Consider the following 16,177-nt stretch of genomic DNA (forward strand, 5'->3'; position numbering starts at 1 on the left):
CGTGCGAAGTTAAGCGCAGCGGCCGTAGCCAAAACGCTCGTTCATTCTTGTTGATGCGCGGAGGGAAGGTATGACCGCGTCGCGACGCACGCTGATGGTAATGGCAGGCGGCACCGGGGGCCACGTGTTCCCGGGGCTCGCGGTCGCGCACCGGATGGAAGCGGCGGGTTGGCGCGTCGTGTGGCTCGGCAATCCGGCCGGGATGGAAGCGACGCTCGTGCCGAAGCACGGCATTCCGATGGAGTACGTGCGGTTCGGCGGGCTGCGCGGCAAGGGCCTGAAGACCAAGCTGACGCTGCCGCTCAACCTGCTGCGCGCGTGCTGGCAGAGCCTTGGCGCGTTGCGCCGCGTGCGGCCGGACGTCGTGCTCGGGATGGGCGGCTACATCACGTTCCCGGCGGGCGTGATGACCGCGCTGTCGGGGCGTCCGCTCGTGCTGCATGAACAGAATTCGATCGCGGGCCTGACGAACAAGGTGCTCGCGAAACTCGCGAAACGCGTACTCGTCGCGTTCCCCGGCGCGCTGCCGCACGCGGAATGGACGGGCAATCCGATTCGTGTGGAACTTGCGCGCACGGAACCGCCCAAAGCACGCTATGCATCGCGCAGCGGCCCGCTGAACGTGCTGGTCGTCGGCGGCAGCCTCGGTGCGGCCGCATTGAACGAAGTCGTGCCGCGCGCGCTGGCGATGCTGGCGCCGGGCGAACGCCCGCGCGTCGTGCACCAGGCCGGCGCGAAGCACATCGACGCACTGAAGGCGAATTATGAAGCGGCCGGTTTCGCGGCCGGCGAAGACGCACGGCTCGTGCCGTTCATCGACGACATGGCGGCCGCGTATGCGGCGGCGGATCTCGTGATCTGCCGGTCGGGCGCGATGACGGTGTCGGAGATCGCGGCGGTGGGCGTGGCGGCGCTGTTCGTGCCGTTCCCGTACGCGGTTGACGATCACCAGACGACCAATGCCGCGTTCCTCGCCGATGCGGGCGCGGCCGTGCTGGTGCAACAACGCGACCTGTCGGCGGAACTGCTTGCCGACTGGCTGCGCGGCCAGTCGCGGGCATCGCTCGCGGAAATGGCGGAACGTTCGCGCGCGTTGGCGAAGCCCGAGGCCACCGAGGAAGTCGCGCGCGTGTGCGCGAAGGCGGCCGGCGCGAACCTGGAAGAACTGCAATGAAACACATCGTCAAACACATTCATTTCGTCGGGATCGGCGGCGCGGGCATGAGCGGCATCGCCGAAGTGCTCGTCAATCTCGGCTACGAGGTCAGCGGCTCGGATCTGTCGCGCAACGCGGTGACCGATCGTCTCCAGGCGCTCGGCGCGCGGATCGCGATCGGCCACGACGCGGCGAACATCGAGGGCGCGAACGCGGTCGTCGTGTCGACGGCCGTGCGCTCGGACAACCCGGAAGTGCTGGCCGCGCGCCACAAGCGCGTGCCGATCGTGCAGCGCGCGGTGATGCTCGCGGAACTGATGCGCCTGAAGCAGGGGATCGCGATCGCCGGTACGCACGGCAAGACCACGACGACGAGCCTCGTCGCGAGCGTGCTCGCCGCGGGCGGCCTCGATCCGACCTTCGTGATCGGCGGCCGGCTGATCAGCGCCGGCGCGAATGCGCGGCTCGGCACGGGCGATTTCATCGTCGCCGAGGCCGACGAGTCGGACGCGTCGTTCCTGAACCTGTATCCGGTGATCGAAGTCATCACGAACATCGACGCCGACCACATGGACACCTACGGCCACGATTTCGCGCGGCTCAAGCAGGCGTTCATCGAATTCACGCAGCGGCTGCCGTTCTACGGCAGCGCGGTCGTGTGCGTCGACGATCCAAACGTGCGCCAGATCATCCCGTTCATCTCGAAGACGGTGGTGCGCTACGGCCTGTCGCCCGACGCGCAGGTGCGCGCGGAAGACATCGACGCGCGCGACGGCCGGATGTATTTCACGGTGATCCGCGAAGGGCGTGCCCCGCTCGCGGTCGTGCTGAACATGCCGGGCCTGCACAACGTGCAGAACGCGCTCGCGGCGATCGCGATCGCGACCGACCTCGACGTGGCGGACGAGGCAATCCAGCAGGCGCTGGCGGAATTCAACGGCGTCGGCCGGCGCTTCCAGCGTTACGGCGACGTGCCGACCGCGGACGGCGGCCAGTACACGCTGATCGACGATTACGGGCATCACCCGGTCGAGATGGCCGCGACGATCGCGGCCGCGCGCGGCGCGTTCCCGGGCCGTCGCCTCGTGCTGGCGTTCCAGCCGCACCGCTACACGCGCACGCGCGACTGCTTTGACGATTTCGTCAACGTGCTGTCGACGGTCGATGCGCTGGTGCTGACGGAAGTCTATGCGGCCGGCGAGGCCGCGATCTCGACGGCCAACGGCGACGCGCTGTCGCGCGCGCTGCGCGCGGTGGGGAAGGTTGACCCGGTGTTCGTCGCGACGGTCGACGACGTGCCGGACGCATTGGCGAAGGTCGCGCAGAACGGCGACGTGGTGATCACGATGGGCGCGGGTTCGATCGGCGGCGTGCCGGCGAAGGTCGTCCAAAACACGCAACAGAAGGGATGACATGAGCGGGATCGATCCGAAACGTTTCGGCAAGGTGGCGGTGTTGTTCGGCGGCGAATCCGCCGAGCGCGAGGTGTCGCTCACCTCGGGCCGCCTCGTGCTGCAGGGCCTGCGTGACGCGGGCGTCGATGCGCATCCGTTCGACCCGGCCGAGCGGCCGCTGTCGGCGCTGAAGGACGAGGGTTTCGTGCGCGCATTCAACGCGCTGCACGGCGGCTACGGCGAGAACGGCCAGATCCAGGGCGCACTCGATTTCTACGGGATCCGCTACACGGGCAGCGGCGTGCTCGGGTCGGCGCTAGGTCTCGACAAGTTCCGCACGAAGCTCGTGTGGCAGCAGACGGGCGTGCCGACGCCGCCGTTCGAGACGGTGATGCGTGGCGACGACCTCGCGGCGCGCGCGCCGGAAATCGTCGCGAAGCTCGGCCTGCCGCTGTTCGTGAAGCCGGCGAGCGAAGGCTCGAGCGTCGCGGTGCTGAAGGTGAAGACGGCCGACGCGCTGCCGGCCGCGCTCGAGGAAGCCGCGACGCACGACAAGATCGTGATCGTCGAGAAGAGCATCGAGGGCGGCGGCGAATACACCGCGTGCATCGCCGGCGATCTCGACCTGCCGTTGATCAAGATCGTGCCGGCGGGCGAGTTCTACGACTACCACGCGAAGTACGTCGCCGACGATACGCAGTACCTGATCCCGTGCGGCCTGCCGGCCGAACAGGAAGCGGAACTGAAGCGCATCGCGCGTCGCGCGTTCGACGTGCTCGGCTGCACCGACTGGGGCCGCGCGGATTTCATGCTCGACGCGGCCGGCAATGCGTATTTCCTGGAAGTGAACACGGCCCCCGGGATGACCGACCACTCGCTGCCGCCGAAGGCCGCGCGTGCGGTCGGCATCAGCTATTCGGAGCTGGTCGTGAAGGTGCTGTCGCTCACGCTCAACGACTGACGCAGGAACGGAACGACGTATGTGGAACAACGTTCGCCAACTCAACCTTGCCGCCAGCGCGCTGTACGCGCTGCTGCTGCTCGTGTTGGCGGCGGCCGGCTGCTACTGGCTGATCCAGCGCCCGACTTTTGCGCTGCGCGAAATCCGGATCGACGGCGACACCGAGCACATCAACTCGCCGACGGTGCGCGCGGGCGTGGTCGGCCGGCTGAAGGGCAATTTCTTCACCGTCGATCTCGACACGGCGCGCGCCGCGTTCGAGCAGATGCCCTGGGTGCGCCATGCGAGCGTGCGCCGGGTGTGGCCGAATGCGCTGGCTGTCACGCTCGAGGAGTACAAACCGCTCGGGACCTGGGGCAGCGACCAGCTCGTGAGCGTCGACGGCGAGCTGTTCACCGCGAACCAGGGCGAGCTGGATCAGGAGCTGCCGGCGTTCGACGGCCCGGAGGGCAGTGCGAAGGAAGTCGTCACGCGGTATCGCGACTTCGGGAAATGGTTTGCGCCGCTGAAGGCGGCGCCGGAAGAAGTGACGCTGTCGGCGCGGTACGCGTGGACGGTGAAGCTGTCGAACGGCATGCAGGTGGAGCTGGGCAAGGAACGCAACAGCGACACGCTGCATGACCGGAGCCAGCGCCTTGTCGCCGCATGGCCGGCCGTCACGGAGCGCTGGGGCAACGACATCGAGTACGCGGACCTGCGTTATCCGAACGGATTCGCAATTCGTGCGGCAGGCATGCGGTTCCTGACCGATACCGACAAGCGCAAGAAGTAACGAGAGATCACACGCAAGAGCACTTTATGAGCAAAGACTACAAGGATCTGCTGGTTTCCCTCGACATCGGCACGTCGAAGGTGGTGGCCATCGTCGCCGAGCTGAAGGGCGAAGGCCACTACGAGGTGATCGGTCTCGGCCAGAGCGAGTCGAAGGGTCTGAAGAAAGGCGTGGTGGTCAACATCGAGGCCACCGTGCAGTCGATCCAGCGCGCGCTCGAGGAAGCCGAGCTGATGGCCGACTGCAAGATCACCAACGTGTTCACGGGGATCGCGGGCAGCCACATCCGCAGCTTCAACTCGAGCGGGATGGTCGCGATCAAGGACAAGGAGGTCACGCAGACCGACGTGGCGCGCGTGATCGAGACCGCGAAGGCGATCAACATCCCGACCGACCAGCAGGTGCTGCACATCCTCACGCAGGAATTCATCATCGACGGCCAGGAAGACGTGCGCGAGCCGATCGGGATGAGCGGCATCCGCCTCGAGGTGAAGGTGCACATCGTGACGGGCGCGGTGAGCGCCGCGCAGAACATCGTCAAGTGCGTGCGCCGCTGCGGTCTTGAAGTGAACGACCTGATCCTGCAGCCGCTCGCGTCGTCGCTGGCCGTGCTGACGGAAGACGAGAAGGATCTCGGCGTGGTGCTCGTCGACGTCGGCGGCGGCACGACGGACATCGCGATCTTCGCCGAAGGCGCGATCCGGCACACCGCGGTGATTCCGATCGCCGGCGACCAGATCACGAGCGACATCGCAATGGCGCTGCGTACGCCGACGCCGGATGCGGAAGACATCAAGGTCGGCTACGGGATCGCGAAGCAGGCGCTTGCCGATCCGGACGAGATGGTCGAAGTGCCGGGCCTCGGCGAACGCGGCCCGCGCACGCTGTCGCGCCAGGCGCTCGCGGCCGTGATCGAGCCGCGCGTCGAGGAACTGTTCTCGCTCGTGCAGCAGGTCGTGCGCGAGTCGGGTTACGAAGAACTGCTGAGCTCCGGCGTGGTCATTACCGGCGGTGCCGCGATGATGCCGGGCATGGTCGAGCTCGGCGAAGACATTTTCCTGAAACCGGTGCGCATCGGCGCGCCGGAGTATGCAGGCGGCCTCTCCGACGTCGTGCGCAATCCGCGCTACTCGACGGCGATGGGGTTGCTCGTCGAAGGCAGCGCTCAGCGCATGCGCGGCCGCAAGGTCGCCGTGCAGTCCGGCAACGCGGGGCAGGTGTTCTCGCGGATGAAGGAATGGTTCCTGAGCAACTTCTGACGAACCGAATCGAAATTCGCGCCGGTGCCGGCGGCTGGCGCGCGACAGGGGGTTGCCCGATCTCCTGCCGAATAACGGCCGAGTAGCAGTAATTCTCTTGACGGAGGCAACATGGAATTCGAAATGCTGGAAACCGAGACCAACGGCACCATCATCAAGGTGGTGGGCGTTGGCGGCGCTGGCGGCAATGCCGTACAGCACATGATCAACCGCGGCGTGCAGGGCGTCGATTTCATCGTGATGAACACGGACGCGCAGGCGCTGTCGCGTTCGCGCGCATCGTCGGTGATCCAGCTTGGCAACACGGGCCTCGGCGCCGGTGCGAAGCCGGAAATGGGCCGTGCGGCAGCGGAAGAAGCGCGTGAGCGCATCGCCGACGCACTGCGCGGTGCGCACATGGTGTTCATTACGGCCGGCATGGGCGGCGGTACGGGCACGGGCGCGGCACCGGTGGTCGCGCAGATCGCGAAGGAGATGGGCATTCTGACGGTCGGTGTCGTCAGCAAGCCGTTCGAATTCGAAGGCGGCAAGCGCATGCGCGTCGCCGAAGCAGGTTCGCAGCAACTGGAGGATCACGTCGACTCGCTGATCGTCGTGCTGAACGACAAGCTGTTCGACGTGATGGGCGACGACGCCGAGATGGACAAGTGCTTCCAGTGCGCGGACGACGTGTTGAACAACGCGGTCGCAGGCATCGCTGAAATCATCAACGTCGATGGCCTCGTGAACGTCGACTTCGAAGACGTGAAGACGGTGATGGGCGAGCAGGGCAAGGCGATGATGGGCACGGCGACGGTCGCCGGCGTCGATCGCGCGCGCCTCGCGGCGGAACAGGCCGTGGCGAGCCCGCTGCTCGAAGGCGTCGATCTGTCGGGTGCGCGCGGCGTGCTGGTCAACATCACGTCGAGCCGTTCGCTGCGCCTGTCGGAAACGCGCGAAGTGATGAACACGATCAAGAGCTACGCGGCGGAAGATGCCACGGTGATCTTCGGTGCGGTGTACGACGACGCGATGGGCGATGCACTGCGCGTGACGGTCGTGGCGACGGGTCTGGGCCGTGCGGCGAAGAAGCAGCAGTCGGCACCGATGACGCTGCTGCGCACGGGTACGGACAACCAGCCGGTCAGCGCGGTCTCGCACGGTTATGCACCGGCGCATCACGTCAGCACGGCCGACTACGGCGCGCTCGATACGCCGGCGGTGTGGCGCAATTCGCGCGAAACCGCGGCATCGCACGTGCAGGCGCTGCAGGAGAAGGGTGTCGACACCTACGACATCCCGGCTTTCCTGCGCAAGCAGGCTGACTGACGCAAACACAGGCGAAGCCGCGGCGAAATCGCCGCGGTATCGCCGGCGTGACGGATGCTACGGACCACGACAGGCCGCGTCGGATACGACGCCGGGCCGGGAAACGTGCCCTCTTCGCTTCGGCGGGGCGGGATGGGCCGTGCTGTCCGCAACACGCTGAAAAACCGTATCGCTATGAGGGACCAGCCATGATTCAAGTGGGCGACGCGCTGCCCGACGCGCAATTGTTCGAATTCATCGACGACGCGCGCGATGGGTGCACGCTGGGGCCGAACGCCTACAGCGTGCGCGACCAGGTCGCGGGAAAGCGGGTGGTGATCTTCGGATTGCCGGGCGCTTTCACACCGACCTGCTCGGCGCAGCATGTGCCGGGCTATGTCGAGCACGCCGAGCAACTGCGCTCGGTGGGTATCGACGAGATCTGGTGCGTGTCCGTCAACGACGCATTCGTGATGGGCGCATGGGGACGTGATCTGCACACCGCGGGCAAGGTGCGCATGATGGCGGACGGCAGCGCGGCTTTCACTCATGCGCTGGGGCTGACACAGGATTTGTCCGCGCGTGGCATGGGAATTCGTTCCCTGCGCTACGCGATGGTGATTGACGGCGGTGTGGTCAAGACGCTGGCCGTCGAGGCGCCAGGCAAATTCGAAGTGAGCGATGCGGCGAGTGTTCTCGCGACGTTGACGTCCTGATCGTGCGGTGCGCCGTTGCCTGCCGGCAACGCTGCTCACCGGCCTCAGGGCAGTTGTAACACGGGCTGATGACCGGAAACGCCTCCGTTCCGGGCATCGGCCCGTCCCGTATCGGCGCGGGTAAACTGCCGAAACAGATTGATACGCAGTTTCAAACAGCGTTGAATAGGGAATTACGCTATAATCCCGCCTATCGAATATAACTCCTGATTGACATCTTCAATCAAGACGAAGAACACCATGCTGAAGCAGCGCACCATCAAATCCATCGTCAAGACCGTGGGGATTGGTGTCCACTCGGGCCGCAAGATCGAGCTGACGCTCCGTCCCGCCGCGCCCGGCACGGGCATCGTTTTCTCGCGCGTTGACCTGCCCACGCCCGTCGACATTCCCGCCTCGGCGATGTCGATCGGCGACACGCGGCTCGCGTCGGTGCTGCAGAAGGATGGCGTGCGCGTGTCGACGGTCGAGCACCTGATGTCCGCGTGCGCGGGCCTCGGCATCGACAACCTGTATGTCGACGTGACGGCCGAAGAGATCCCGATCATGGACGGCAGCGCGGCGACCTTCGTGTTCCTGATCCAGTCCGCCGGCATCGAGGAGCAGAACGCGCCGAAGCGCTTCATCAAGGTGAAGAAGACGGTCGAAATCCGCGATGGCGACAAGTTCGCGCGTCTCGATCCGTATTTCGGCTTCAAGCTGAAGTTCTCGATCGATTTCCGGCACCCGGCTGTCGACAAGACGGGCCAGGAGCTCGAGGTCGATTTCGCGAATACGTCGTACGTGCGCGAGATCGCGCGTGCGCGCACGTTCGGCTTCGCGCACGAGGCAGAGATGCTGCGCGAGATCGGCCTGGCGCGCGGCGGCAGCATGGACAATGCGATCGTGCTCGACGAGTACCGCATCCTGAACAACGACGGGCTGCGCTACGACGACGAGTTCGTGAAGCACAAGATGCTCGACGCGATCGGCGACCTGTACGTGATCGGCCATCCGCTGCTGGCGTCGTACACCGCGTACAAGTCGGGCCACGGGCTGAACAACGCGCTGCTGCGCGAGCTGCTCGCGCATGAAGACGCGTACGAGGTCGTCACGTTCGACGATCCGCAGGCCGCCCCGCGCGGCTTCGCGTTTGACGCGCAGACTGCGTTCGCCTGACCGGCATTCGGTATCGGTAATAAAAAAAGCGGCCTGCGGGCCGCTTTTTTATTGGTCTGCCGCCGTCGGCGGCGCGCTCAGCGCGGCGATTTCGCGCCGTGCCGGGCCGCCATTCGTGCGAGCGCGGCCTGCAGCGGCGACGGTTCGAGATGATCGGCGAGGTCACGCAATGCGGCGGCGCCGACCGAGGTCATCCGCGCCTGCTTCACGTGCGGCGGCTCCGGCGCGTCCTTCGGACGCACGCGCACGCGCAGCGTCGTGACGGGCCAGCCGCGCTTCTGCAGATCGGCGAGCAGCCGCGGCTCGACCTGTCGCAGCCGGGCTGCCAGCGCATTGTGCGCGGCAAAGAGGGTCAGGGTGCCGTCCTTGATGAAGCCCGGTTCGACATGATTCGCGAGATAGTCGGGCAGCAGCGCGCACAGATCGCGCTGCAGCGACGCGACCTGTTCGACGCCGACGCGCAGCGCCGCAAACGCGTCGGTGCGGTTGAGCACTTCGGACACGGGCTGGGGGCGATATGCGGCGAGCGGGCCGAAACGCTTGGAAAATCGGTTCATCGAGGCATTCTTCGGGCGCGCACGCGCGCGGACGTTGACGCCGATTGTACCCGCGCGGGCCCGTGCACGGGCGGCTTTCGCCCCGTCGGCCCGGCCGTCGGCGCGTTATGCCCGTCCGGCCGAGACACGGGCGCACGCGTCCCCGCGTGCTAAAATTCACCGTTTGAGTCCACTAATTCGCTAAGCCGCCGAGGCTCGGGCGTCGGGGCGCGCAACACGCGCCGGGCGCCGGTGCTGCGACGCAGGATCCGATCCGATGACAACCGGTTTTCTCCAGAAAATTTTTGGCAGCCGCAACCAGCGGCTCGTCAAGCAATACCAAAAGACCGTCACGACGATCAATGCGCTCGAAACGCAGATCGAGAAGCTGACGGACGACCAGTTGCGCGGCAAGACGGACGAATTCCGCCAGCGGGTCGCGGCCGGCGAGTCGCTCGACAAGCTGCTGCCCGAGGCGTTCGCGGTCTGTCGCGAGGCAAGCCGCCGCGTGCTGAAGATGCGGCACTTCGACGTGCAGATGATCGGCGGCATGGTGCTCCACTACGGCAAGATCGCGGAAATGCGCACCGGCGAGGGCAAGACGCTCGTCGCGACGCTGCCCGTGTACCTGAATGCGCTGGCGGGCCGCGGCGTGCACGTCGTGACCGTCAACGATTACCTCGCGCAGCGTGACGCCGAATGGATGGCGCGCCTCTACAACTTCCTCGGTCTGTCGGTCGGCATCAACCTGTCCGGCATGGAGCACGACCAGAAGCAGCAGGCCTACGCGGCGGACATCACGTACGGCACGAACAATGAGTTCGGCTTCGACTACCTGCGCGACAACATGGTCTACGAGACCGACGCGCGCGTGCAGCGGGCGCTGAATTTCGCGGTCGTCGACGAAGTGGACTCGATCCTGATCGACGAAGCGCGTACGCCGCTGATCATTTCGGGCCAGGCCGAGGATCACACCGAACTGTACGTGCGGATGAACGCGCTGCCGCCGCTGCTCGAGCGCCAGATCGGCGAGGAGAAGGGCGACGGCACGGGCGTCGAGAAGCCGGGCGACTACACGCTCGACGAGAAGGCGCGCCAGGTGTTCCTGACGGAATCGGGCCACGAGAAGGCCGAGCGGCTGCTCGCCGAATGGGGCCTGATCGGCGAGGGCGAGAGCCTGTACGCGCCGCAGAACATCACGCTGATGCACCACGTGTACGCGGCGCTGCGCGCACACACGCTGTTCCACAAGGATCAGCACTACGTCGTGCAGAACGGCGAAGTGGTCATCGTCGACGAATTCACGGGCCGCCTGATGGCCGGCCGCCGCTGGTCCGACGGCCTGCACCAGGCGGTCGAGGCGAAGGAACACGTGAAGATCCAGAGCGAGAACCAGACGCTCGCATCGATCACGTTCCAGAACTACTTCCGGATGTACGCGAAGCTGTCGGGCATGACGGGTACCGCGGACACCGAAGCGTACGAATTCAACGAGATCTACGGCCTCGAGACGGTCGTGATCCCGACCAATCGTCCGCCGAAGCGGATCGACAAGCAGGACCAGATCTACAAGACGGCCAAGGAGCGTTACGACGCGGTGATCCGCGACATCCGCGACTGCTACGAACGTGGCCAGCCGGTGCTGGTCGGCACGACGTCGATCGAGAACTCCGAGCTGCTGTCGCACCTGCTGAAGCAGGCCGGGCTGCCGCACGAGGTGCTGAACGCGAAGCAGCACGAGCGTGAAGCCGCGATCGTCGCGGAAGCCGGCCGTCCGAAGCGCGTCACGATCGCGACCAACATGGCCGGCCGCGGCACCGACATCGTGCTTGGCGGCAACGCCGAGAAGCAAGCCGCGTTCATCGAAGCCGATGACGCGATTCCCGCCGACGAGAAAGCGCGCCGCATCAAGCAGCTGCACGACGAGTGGGAAACGCTGCACGAGCAGGTGAAGGCCGCGGGCGGCCTGCACATCATCGGCACCGAACGCCACGAATCGCGCCGGATCGACAACCAGCTGCGTGGCCGTGCGGGCCGCCAGGGCGATCCGGGCTCGTCGCGCTTCTACCTGTCGCTCGACGATCCGCTGCTGCGCATCTTCGCGGGTGACCGCGTGCGCTCGATCATGGATCGCCTGAAGATGCCGGAAGGCGAGGCGATCGAGGCGGGCATCGTCACGCGCTCGATCGAATCCGCGCAGCGCAAGGTCGAAGCGCGCAACTTCGACATCCGCAAGCAGCTGCTCGAATACGACGACGTGTCGAACGACCAGCGCAAGGTCATCTACCAGCAGCGCAACGAACTGCTCGAAGCACACGACATCACCGAGACGATCTCCGCGATGCGTCACGGCGTGATTGCCGAAGTCGTCCGCCAGTTCGTGCCGGAAGGCAGCATCGAGGAGCAGTGGGACGTGCCCGAGCTCGAGGAAGCGCTGCGCAACGACTGGCAGCTCGACCTCGCGATCCAGGAAATGGTGAACGAGTCGACGTCGATCACGGCCGAGGAGATTCTCGACGCCGTGATGACGGCCGCCGACGAGCAGTACGAGGCAAAGGTCGCGATGGTCGGCCGCGAATCGTTCAGCGCGTTCGAGCGCTCGGTGATGCTGCAGACGGTCGACCGCCTGTGGCGCGAGCACCTCGCGGCGCTCGATCACCTGCGCCAGGGTATCCACCTGCGCGGTTATGCGCAGAAGAACCCGAAGCAGGAATACAAGCGCGAAGCGTTCGAGCTGTTCGCCGCGATGCTCGAGGCGATCAAGCAGGAAGTCACGCGTGTCGTGATGAACGTGCAGATCCAGTCGCCGGAGCAGCTCGAGGAAGCGGCCGAGCAGATCGAGGAGCGCGGTGGCCATCTCGAGAACGTCGAGTACCAGCACGCCGAGTTCGCCGAAGCCGCTGCGCCGGTGGCCGGCGGGGCAGCCGTTGCGGCTGCTGCCGCGACGGCCGACATGGTCGGCAGCGCGATGGCCCACAGCGGCCCCGGCGGCGAGATGCCGAAGGTCGGTCGCAACGATCCGTGCCCGTGCGGCAGCGGCAAGAAGTACAAGCACTGTCACGGGAAGCTGTCATGATCGACGGCGGCGCGCGTGATGCGTGCCGCTTCGTTCGCAGCTTCGAATCAGTGATGTGAGTTGCGGCGGCCCGCGCGTGCGGCCGCCGGTTCTTCCAATCGATGCCGGCACGTGCCGGCATTTTCCATCCGGCAGGTGTGCCCCATGGCTGTCAATTTTCCGTCGATCGATCCCGCCCAACTCCATCCTGTCGCCGGCGTCACGCTCGGCTGGGCGGAAGCGAACATCCGCAAGCCGAATCGCAAGGACGTGCTGGTCATCTCCGTCGACGAAGGCTCGACGGTCGCGGGCGTGTTCACCGAGAACCGCTTTTGTGCGGCGCCGGTAACGGTTTGCCGCGAGCACCTGGCGAAGGTGCGCGCGGGCGGCGCGGGGATTCGCGCGCTCGTCGTGAACACGGGCAATGCGAACGCGGGCACCGGCGAACCGGGTCTCGTGAACACCCGCGAGACCTGCACGGAACTCGCGCGCCTCGCGGGCATCGAGCCGGCGCAGGTGCTGCCGTTCTCGACCGGCGTGATCCTCGAGCCGCTGCCGATCGACCGCCTGAAGGCCGGGCTGCCGGCGGCGCTCGCGAACCGCAAGGCCGCGAACTGGTTTGACGCCGCGCAGGCGATCATGACGACCGACACGCTGCCGAAGGCCGCGTCGCGCCAGGTCGCGATCGACGGTCACACGGTCACGCTGACGGGCATCAGCAAGGGCGCGGGCATGATCAAGCCGAACATGGCGACGATGCTCGGTTTCCTCGCGTTCGACGCGAACGTCGCGCAGCCGGTGCTCGACACCCTCGTCAAGGAAGTCGCCGACCGCTCGTTCAACTGCATCACGATCGACGGCGATACGTCGACGAACGACTCGTTCATCCTGATCGCGTCGGGCAAGAGCACGCTGCCGGCGATCACGTCGACCGATTCGCCGGCCTATGCGGCGCTGCGCGATGCGGTGACGGAAGTCGCGCAGCTGCTGTCGCAACTGATCGTGCGCGACGGCGAAGGCGCGACGAAATTCATGACGGTGCAGGTCGAAGGCGGCAAGAGCGTCGCCGAATGCCGCCAGATCGCGTACGCGATCGGCCATTCGCCGCTCGTGAAGACGGCCTTCTACGCATCCGACCCCAACCTCGGCCGGATTCTCGCGGCGATCGGTTATGCGGGCGTCGCGGATCTCGACGTCGGCAAGATCGACCTCTATCTCGACGACGTGCTCGTCGCGAAGGCGGGCGGCCGCAACCCGGCCTACCAGGAAGAGGATGGCCAGCGCGTGATGAAGCAGAGCGAAATCACGATCCGCGTGCTGCTCGGCCGCGGCGACGCGCAGGCAACCGTCTGGACGTGCGACCTGTCGCACGATTATGTGAGCATCAACGCGGATTACCGCTCCTGATCGGGAGCGCTCGAACGACATGGACAAGCTTGAACAGTTTCTGACGCGCGCGGAAGCGCTGCTCGGCCGTCTCGAAGGGATGCTGCCGCCCGCACCGGCCGCCGTCGACTGGAACGCCGCTCACGCGTTTCGCTGGCGCAAGCGCCAGGGGCGCGGTTACCTGCAGCCGGTGCCTGCCGCATCGTCGATCACGCTTGGCGACCTGCACAACATCGATCGCCAGAAAGGGCTGATCGAGCAGAACACGCGGCAGTTCGTGCAGCAGAAGCCGGCCAACAACGTGCTGCTGACCGGCGCGCGCGGCACCGGCAAGTCGTCGCTGATCAAGGCGTGCCTGAACGCGTATGCGAAGGACGGGCTGCGCCTGATCGAGGTCGACAAGGACGATCTGCACGATCTCGGCGATATCGTCGATCTGATCGCGCAGCGCCCCGAGCGGTTCATCGTGTTCTGCGACGACCTGTCGTTCGAGGAGGGCGAATCGGGCTACAAGGCGCTGAAGGTCGCGCTCGACGGCTCGATCGCCGCGCAGTCGGACAACGTGCTGATCTACGCGACGTCGAACCGCCGCCATCTGCTGCCCGAGTACATGAGCGACAACGAGTCTTACAAGCATCTCCCGGACGGCGAGATTCACCCCGGCGAAGTCGTCGAGGAGAAGATCTCGCTGTCGGAGCGCTTCGGCCTGTGGGTCAGCTTCTATCCGTTCAAGCAGGACGACTACCTCGGCATCGTCGCGCACTGGCTGCGTCATTTCGGCTGCGAGGATGCGGAGATCGAGTCCGCGCGCGGCGACGCGCTCGTGTGGGCGCTCGAGCGCGGTTCGCGGTCGGGGCGCGTGGCGTGGCAATTCGCACGTGACTGGTCGGGCCGCAAGGAGCAGGCATGAGCGCGGATCTCGCACAGGGCGCCGTACGCGCGCCGGATGGCCGCAAGGTGACGGAAGTGGCGGTCGGCGTGATGGTGCAGCCGGATGGCAGGTACCTGCTTGCGCAGCGGCTGCAGGGCAAACCGTATGAAGGCTACTGGGAGTTTCCGGGCGGCAAGCTGGAGGCCGGTGAAAGCGTCGAGGACGCGCTGGCACGCGAGCTGCACGAGGAACTCGGCATCGTCGTCACGGCCAGCCATCGCTGGCACACGCTCGAGCACGATTATCCGCACGCGTACGTGCGGCTTTATTTCTGCAAGGTGACGGGCTGGACGGGCGAGCCGCACAGCAAGGAAGGGCAGGCGTTCGTGTGGCAGCAACTGCCGGTCGACGTCGCGCCGCTGCTGCCGGCGGCACTGCCGGTGCTCGAATTGCTCGAGAAGGAAGCGGCGTCGCACTGACGCCGTCGCACCCTGCCGAAAAGGCGGGCCATATCGGCGGCGGGCGGTGCCGCGAGCCGCTCAGCTGTCGCGGCGGCCGTCCTCTCCGTCTTCCTCCGACGAGGGGCCCTCGTCGGAGGTGCCGCCGATCCGGTACTTTTCCGCGGCCCATGCGCCGAGGTCGAGCTGCTTGCAGCGGGCCGAACAGAACGGACGGAACTGATTTTCAGGCGTCCAGCGCACTTCGGCGCTGCACGACGGGCATTTCACAACGGTAGTCATACGAAAGCATTGATCCGGCACGCGGCCGTTACAGATTGCACAGTGTCAGATGGAACGGCACGTCGATGTCCACCGCACGTGGCCGCACATCGCCGTCCTGCATGGTGAACCGTACCCACAGCATGTATTTGTTGGCGCTCGCTTCGGGAATGACGCGCAGCTCCGGCGGCACACGCACCTGCATCAACTGGTAGGTGCGGCCGGACAGCATCTGCTGGTAGCTGCCCTGCATTGCCATGACCTTCGACGCCTGACCCGATTCGCGCGCGAGGCGCAGCACGATTGCCGCGGCGTCGCGCAGCGGCAGCATCGGCATGATCCACTTCGCGATGTCCTGGCGCCGCTGCTCGGCGGGCCATTGCTGCCACGCGTAATACGACGGCAGGTCGAACTTGCACGTGCCGCCGGGAATGACTGCGCGGCTGCGGATGCTGGCGAGCCACTCGTTGTCGACGAGGTGTTGGCCGGTCTTGCCCTGCATCTGCGCGAGATTCGCGAGCGTCTGCTCGATTTCGCCGAGCACGGCTTCGAGCGCGTTCTGCTCGATGCCCGGATTGCCGCGAAAGGGGGCGAGCGTCTGGCGTTGACGTTCGAGCTCCTTCATCAGATCCGATTTCAGGTCCGCGCGGCCCGTTACCTCGGCGATTTCGAACAGCGTCGTCAGCGCGACGTGGTGTTCACGCGGGTCCTCCTGAGCCAAAAAGAACGTGAAGCGCTCGAAGAGATCTTCGAGGCGCAACAGCGTGCGAATTCGCTCGTTGAACGGATACTCGTAAAGAATCAAGCGCGCTCGCCTCTTGGGTAGGGATTGAAACAATGCAGGACATTCTAATGCTCACTCTCTACCCTAGCAACGCGCCAATTTCGTACGCCATCAGGATCGCAT

15 protein-coding genes are annotated in these 16,177 nt (G+C 66.0%); 12 read left to right on the top strand and 3 right to left on the bottom strand.

Translation table 11 applies throughout. The features are described 5' to 3' along the window. Nucleotides 1-70: 70 nt before the first annotated feature. From murG to lpxC, 8 genes are all read left to right on the top strand, one after another. A complete protein-coding gene (gene murG, locus H3H55_RS02520; RefSeq protein WP_129513637.1) occupies nt 71-1,174 on the top strand; it encodes an undecaprenyldiphospho-muramoylpentapeptide beta-N-acetylglucosaminyltransferase in 1,104 nt (367 codons plus the stop codon). Next, entirely contained in the window at nt 1,171-2,568 is a 1,398-nt protein-coding gene (gene murC / locus H3H55_RS02525; RefSeq protein WP_129513638.1) for a UDP-N-acetylmuramate--L-alanine ligase, read from the top strand. Before murG ends, murC begins: the two co-directional genes overlap by 4 nt. 1 nt (nt 2,569) lies before the next feature. Further along, nucleotides 2,570-3,511 carry a D-alanine--D-alanine ligase gene (locus H3H55_RS02530; RefSeq protein WP_048251126.1) on the top strand — a complete coding sequence of 314 codons (942 nt, stop codon included), beginning with the start codon at nt 2,570-2,572 and terminating at the stop codon, nt 3,509-3,511. 19 nt (nt 3,512-3,530) lie between these two features. Beyond that, nucleotides 3,531-4,283 (top strand): cell division protein FtsQ/DivIB, encoded by a 753-nt coding sequence (locus tag H3H55_RS02535; protein ID WP_129513639.1) that lies wholly within the window; start codon nt 3,531-3,533, stop codon nt 4,281-4,283. A 26-nt stretch (nt 4,284-4,309) separates the two neighbouring features. Further along, nucleotides 4,310-5,542 carry a cell division protein FtsA gene (ftsA, locus tag H3H55_RS02540; protein ID WP_034182640.1) on the top strand — a complete coding sequence of 411 codons (1,233 nt, stop codon included), beginning with the start codon at nt 4,310-4,312 and terminating at the stop codon, nt 5,540-5,542. A gap of 111 nt (nt 5,543-5,653) precedes the next feature. After that, a complete protein-coding gene (gene ftsZ, locus H3H55_RS02545) occupies nt 5,654-6,850 on the top strand; it encodes a cell division protein FtsZ (RefSeq protein WP_021159911.1) in 1,197 nt (398 codons plus the stop codon). Between the two features lie 188 nt (nt 6,851-7,038). Beyond that, on the top strand, nt 7,039-7,545 hold the full coding sequence (locus H3H55_RS02550) for a peroxiredoxin (protein ID WP_193097576.1): 507 nt from the start codon (nt 7,039-7,041) through the stop codon (nt 7,543-7,545). A 240-nt stretch (nt 7,546-7,785) separates the two neighbouring features. Further along, nucleotides 7,786-8,703: a UDP-3-O-acyl-N-acetylglucosamine deacetylase gene (lpxC, locus tag H3H55_RS02555; protein ID WP_048251129.1), complete on the top strand. Its 918-nt coding sequence runs from the start codon at nt 7,786-7,788 to the stop codon at nt 8,701-8,703. Between the two features lie 77 nt (nt 8,704-8,780). On the opposite strand, the gene H3H55_RS02560 is transcribed toward lpxC, so the two are convergent. Continuing rightward, on the bottom strand, nt 8,781-9,260 hold the full coding sequence (locus tag H3H55_RS02560) for a DUF721 domain-containing protein (RefSeq protein ID WP_193097577.1): 480 nt from the start codon (nt 9,258-9,260) through the stop codon (nt 8,781-8,783). Between the two features lie 256 nt (nt 9,261-9,516). Between H3H55_RS02560 and secA the strand changes: the two genes are divergently transcribed. From secA to H3H55_RS02580, 4 genes are all read left to right on the top strand, one after another. After that, nucleotides 9,517-12,315: a preprotein translocase subunit SecA gene (gene secA / locus H3H55_RS02565; RefSeq protein WP_193097578.1), complete on the top strand. Its 2,799-nt coding sequence runs from the start codon at nt 9,517-9,519 to the stop codon at nt 12,313-12,315. Nucleotides 12,316-12,459: 144 nt separating this feature from the next. After that, nucleotides 12,460-13,701, top strand: a complete 1,242-nt coding sequence (argJ, locus tag H3H55_RS02570) for a bifunctional glutamate N-acetyltransferase/amino-acid acetyltransferase ArgJ (protein ID WP_193097579.1) — start codon at nt 12,460-12,462, stop codon at nt 13,699-13,701. 19 nt (nt 13,702-13,720) lie between these two features. Next, complete coding sequence (locus tag H3H55_RS02575) at nt 13,721-14,590, top strand: ATP-binding protein (protein WP_048251133.1); 870 nt, start codon at nt 13,721-13,723, stop codon at nt 14,588-14,590. Next, nucleotides 14,587-15,030 (top strand): NUDIX domain-containing protein, encoded by a 444-nt coding sequence (locus tag H3H55_RS02580; RefSeq protein WP_048251134.1) that lies wholly within the window; start codon nt 14,587-14,589, stop codon nt 15,028-15,030. The genes H3H55_RS02575 and H3H55_RS02580 overlap by 4 nt, the downstream gene beginning before the upstream one ends. A gap of 60 nt (nt 15,031-15,090) precedes the next feature. On the opposite strand, the gene H3H55_RS02585 is transcribed toward H3H55_RS02580, so the two are convergent. Next, the gene (locus H3H55_RS02585) at nt 15,091-15,291 is read right to left on the bottom strand and encodes a DNA gyrase inhibitor YacG (RefSeq protein WP_193097580.1); all 201 of its coding nucleotides are present in this window, start codon (nt 15,289-15,291) and stop codon (nt 15,091-15,093) included. A 28-nt stretch (nt 15,292-15,319) separates the two neighbouring features. Then, nucleotides 15,320-16,075, bottom strand: a complete 756-nt coding sequence (gene zapD, locus H3H55_RS02590) for a cell division protein ZapD (protein ID WP_048251136.1) — start codon at nt 16,073-16,075, stop codon at nt 15,320-15,322. Nucleotides 16,076-16,177 lie beyond the last annotated feature (102 nt).

Origin of the sequence: Burkholderia sp. Z1 (assembly GCF_014893795.1) — a bacterium.
In the GTDB taxonomy this organism is placed as follows: Bacteria; Pseudomonadota; Gammaproteobacteria; order Burkholderiales; family Burkholderiaceae; genus Burkholderia; species Burkholderia theae.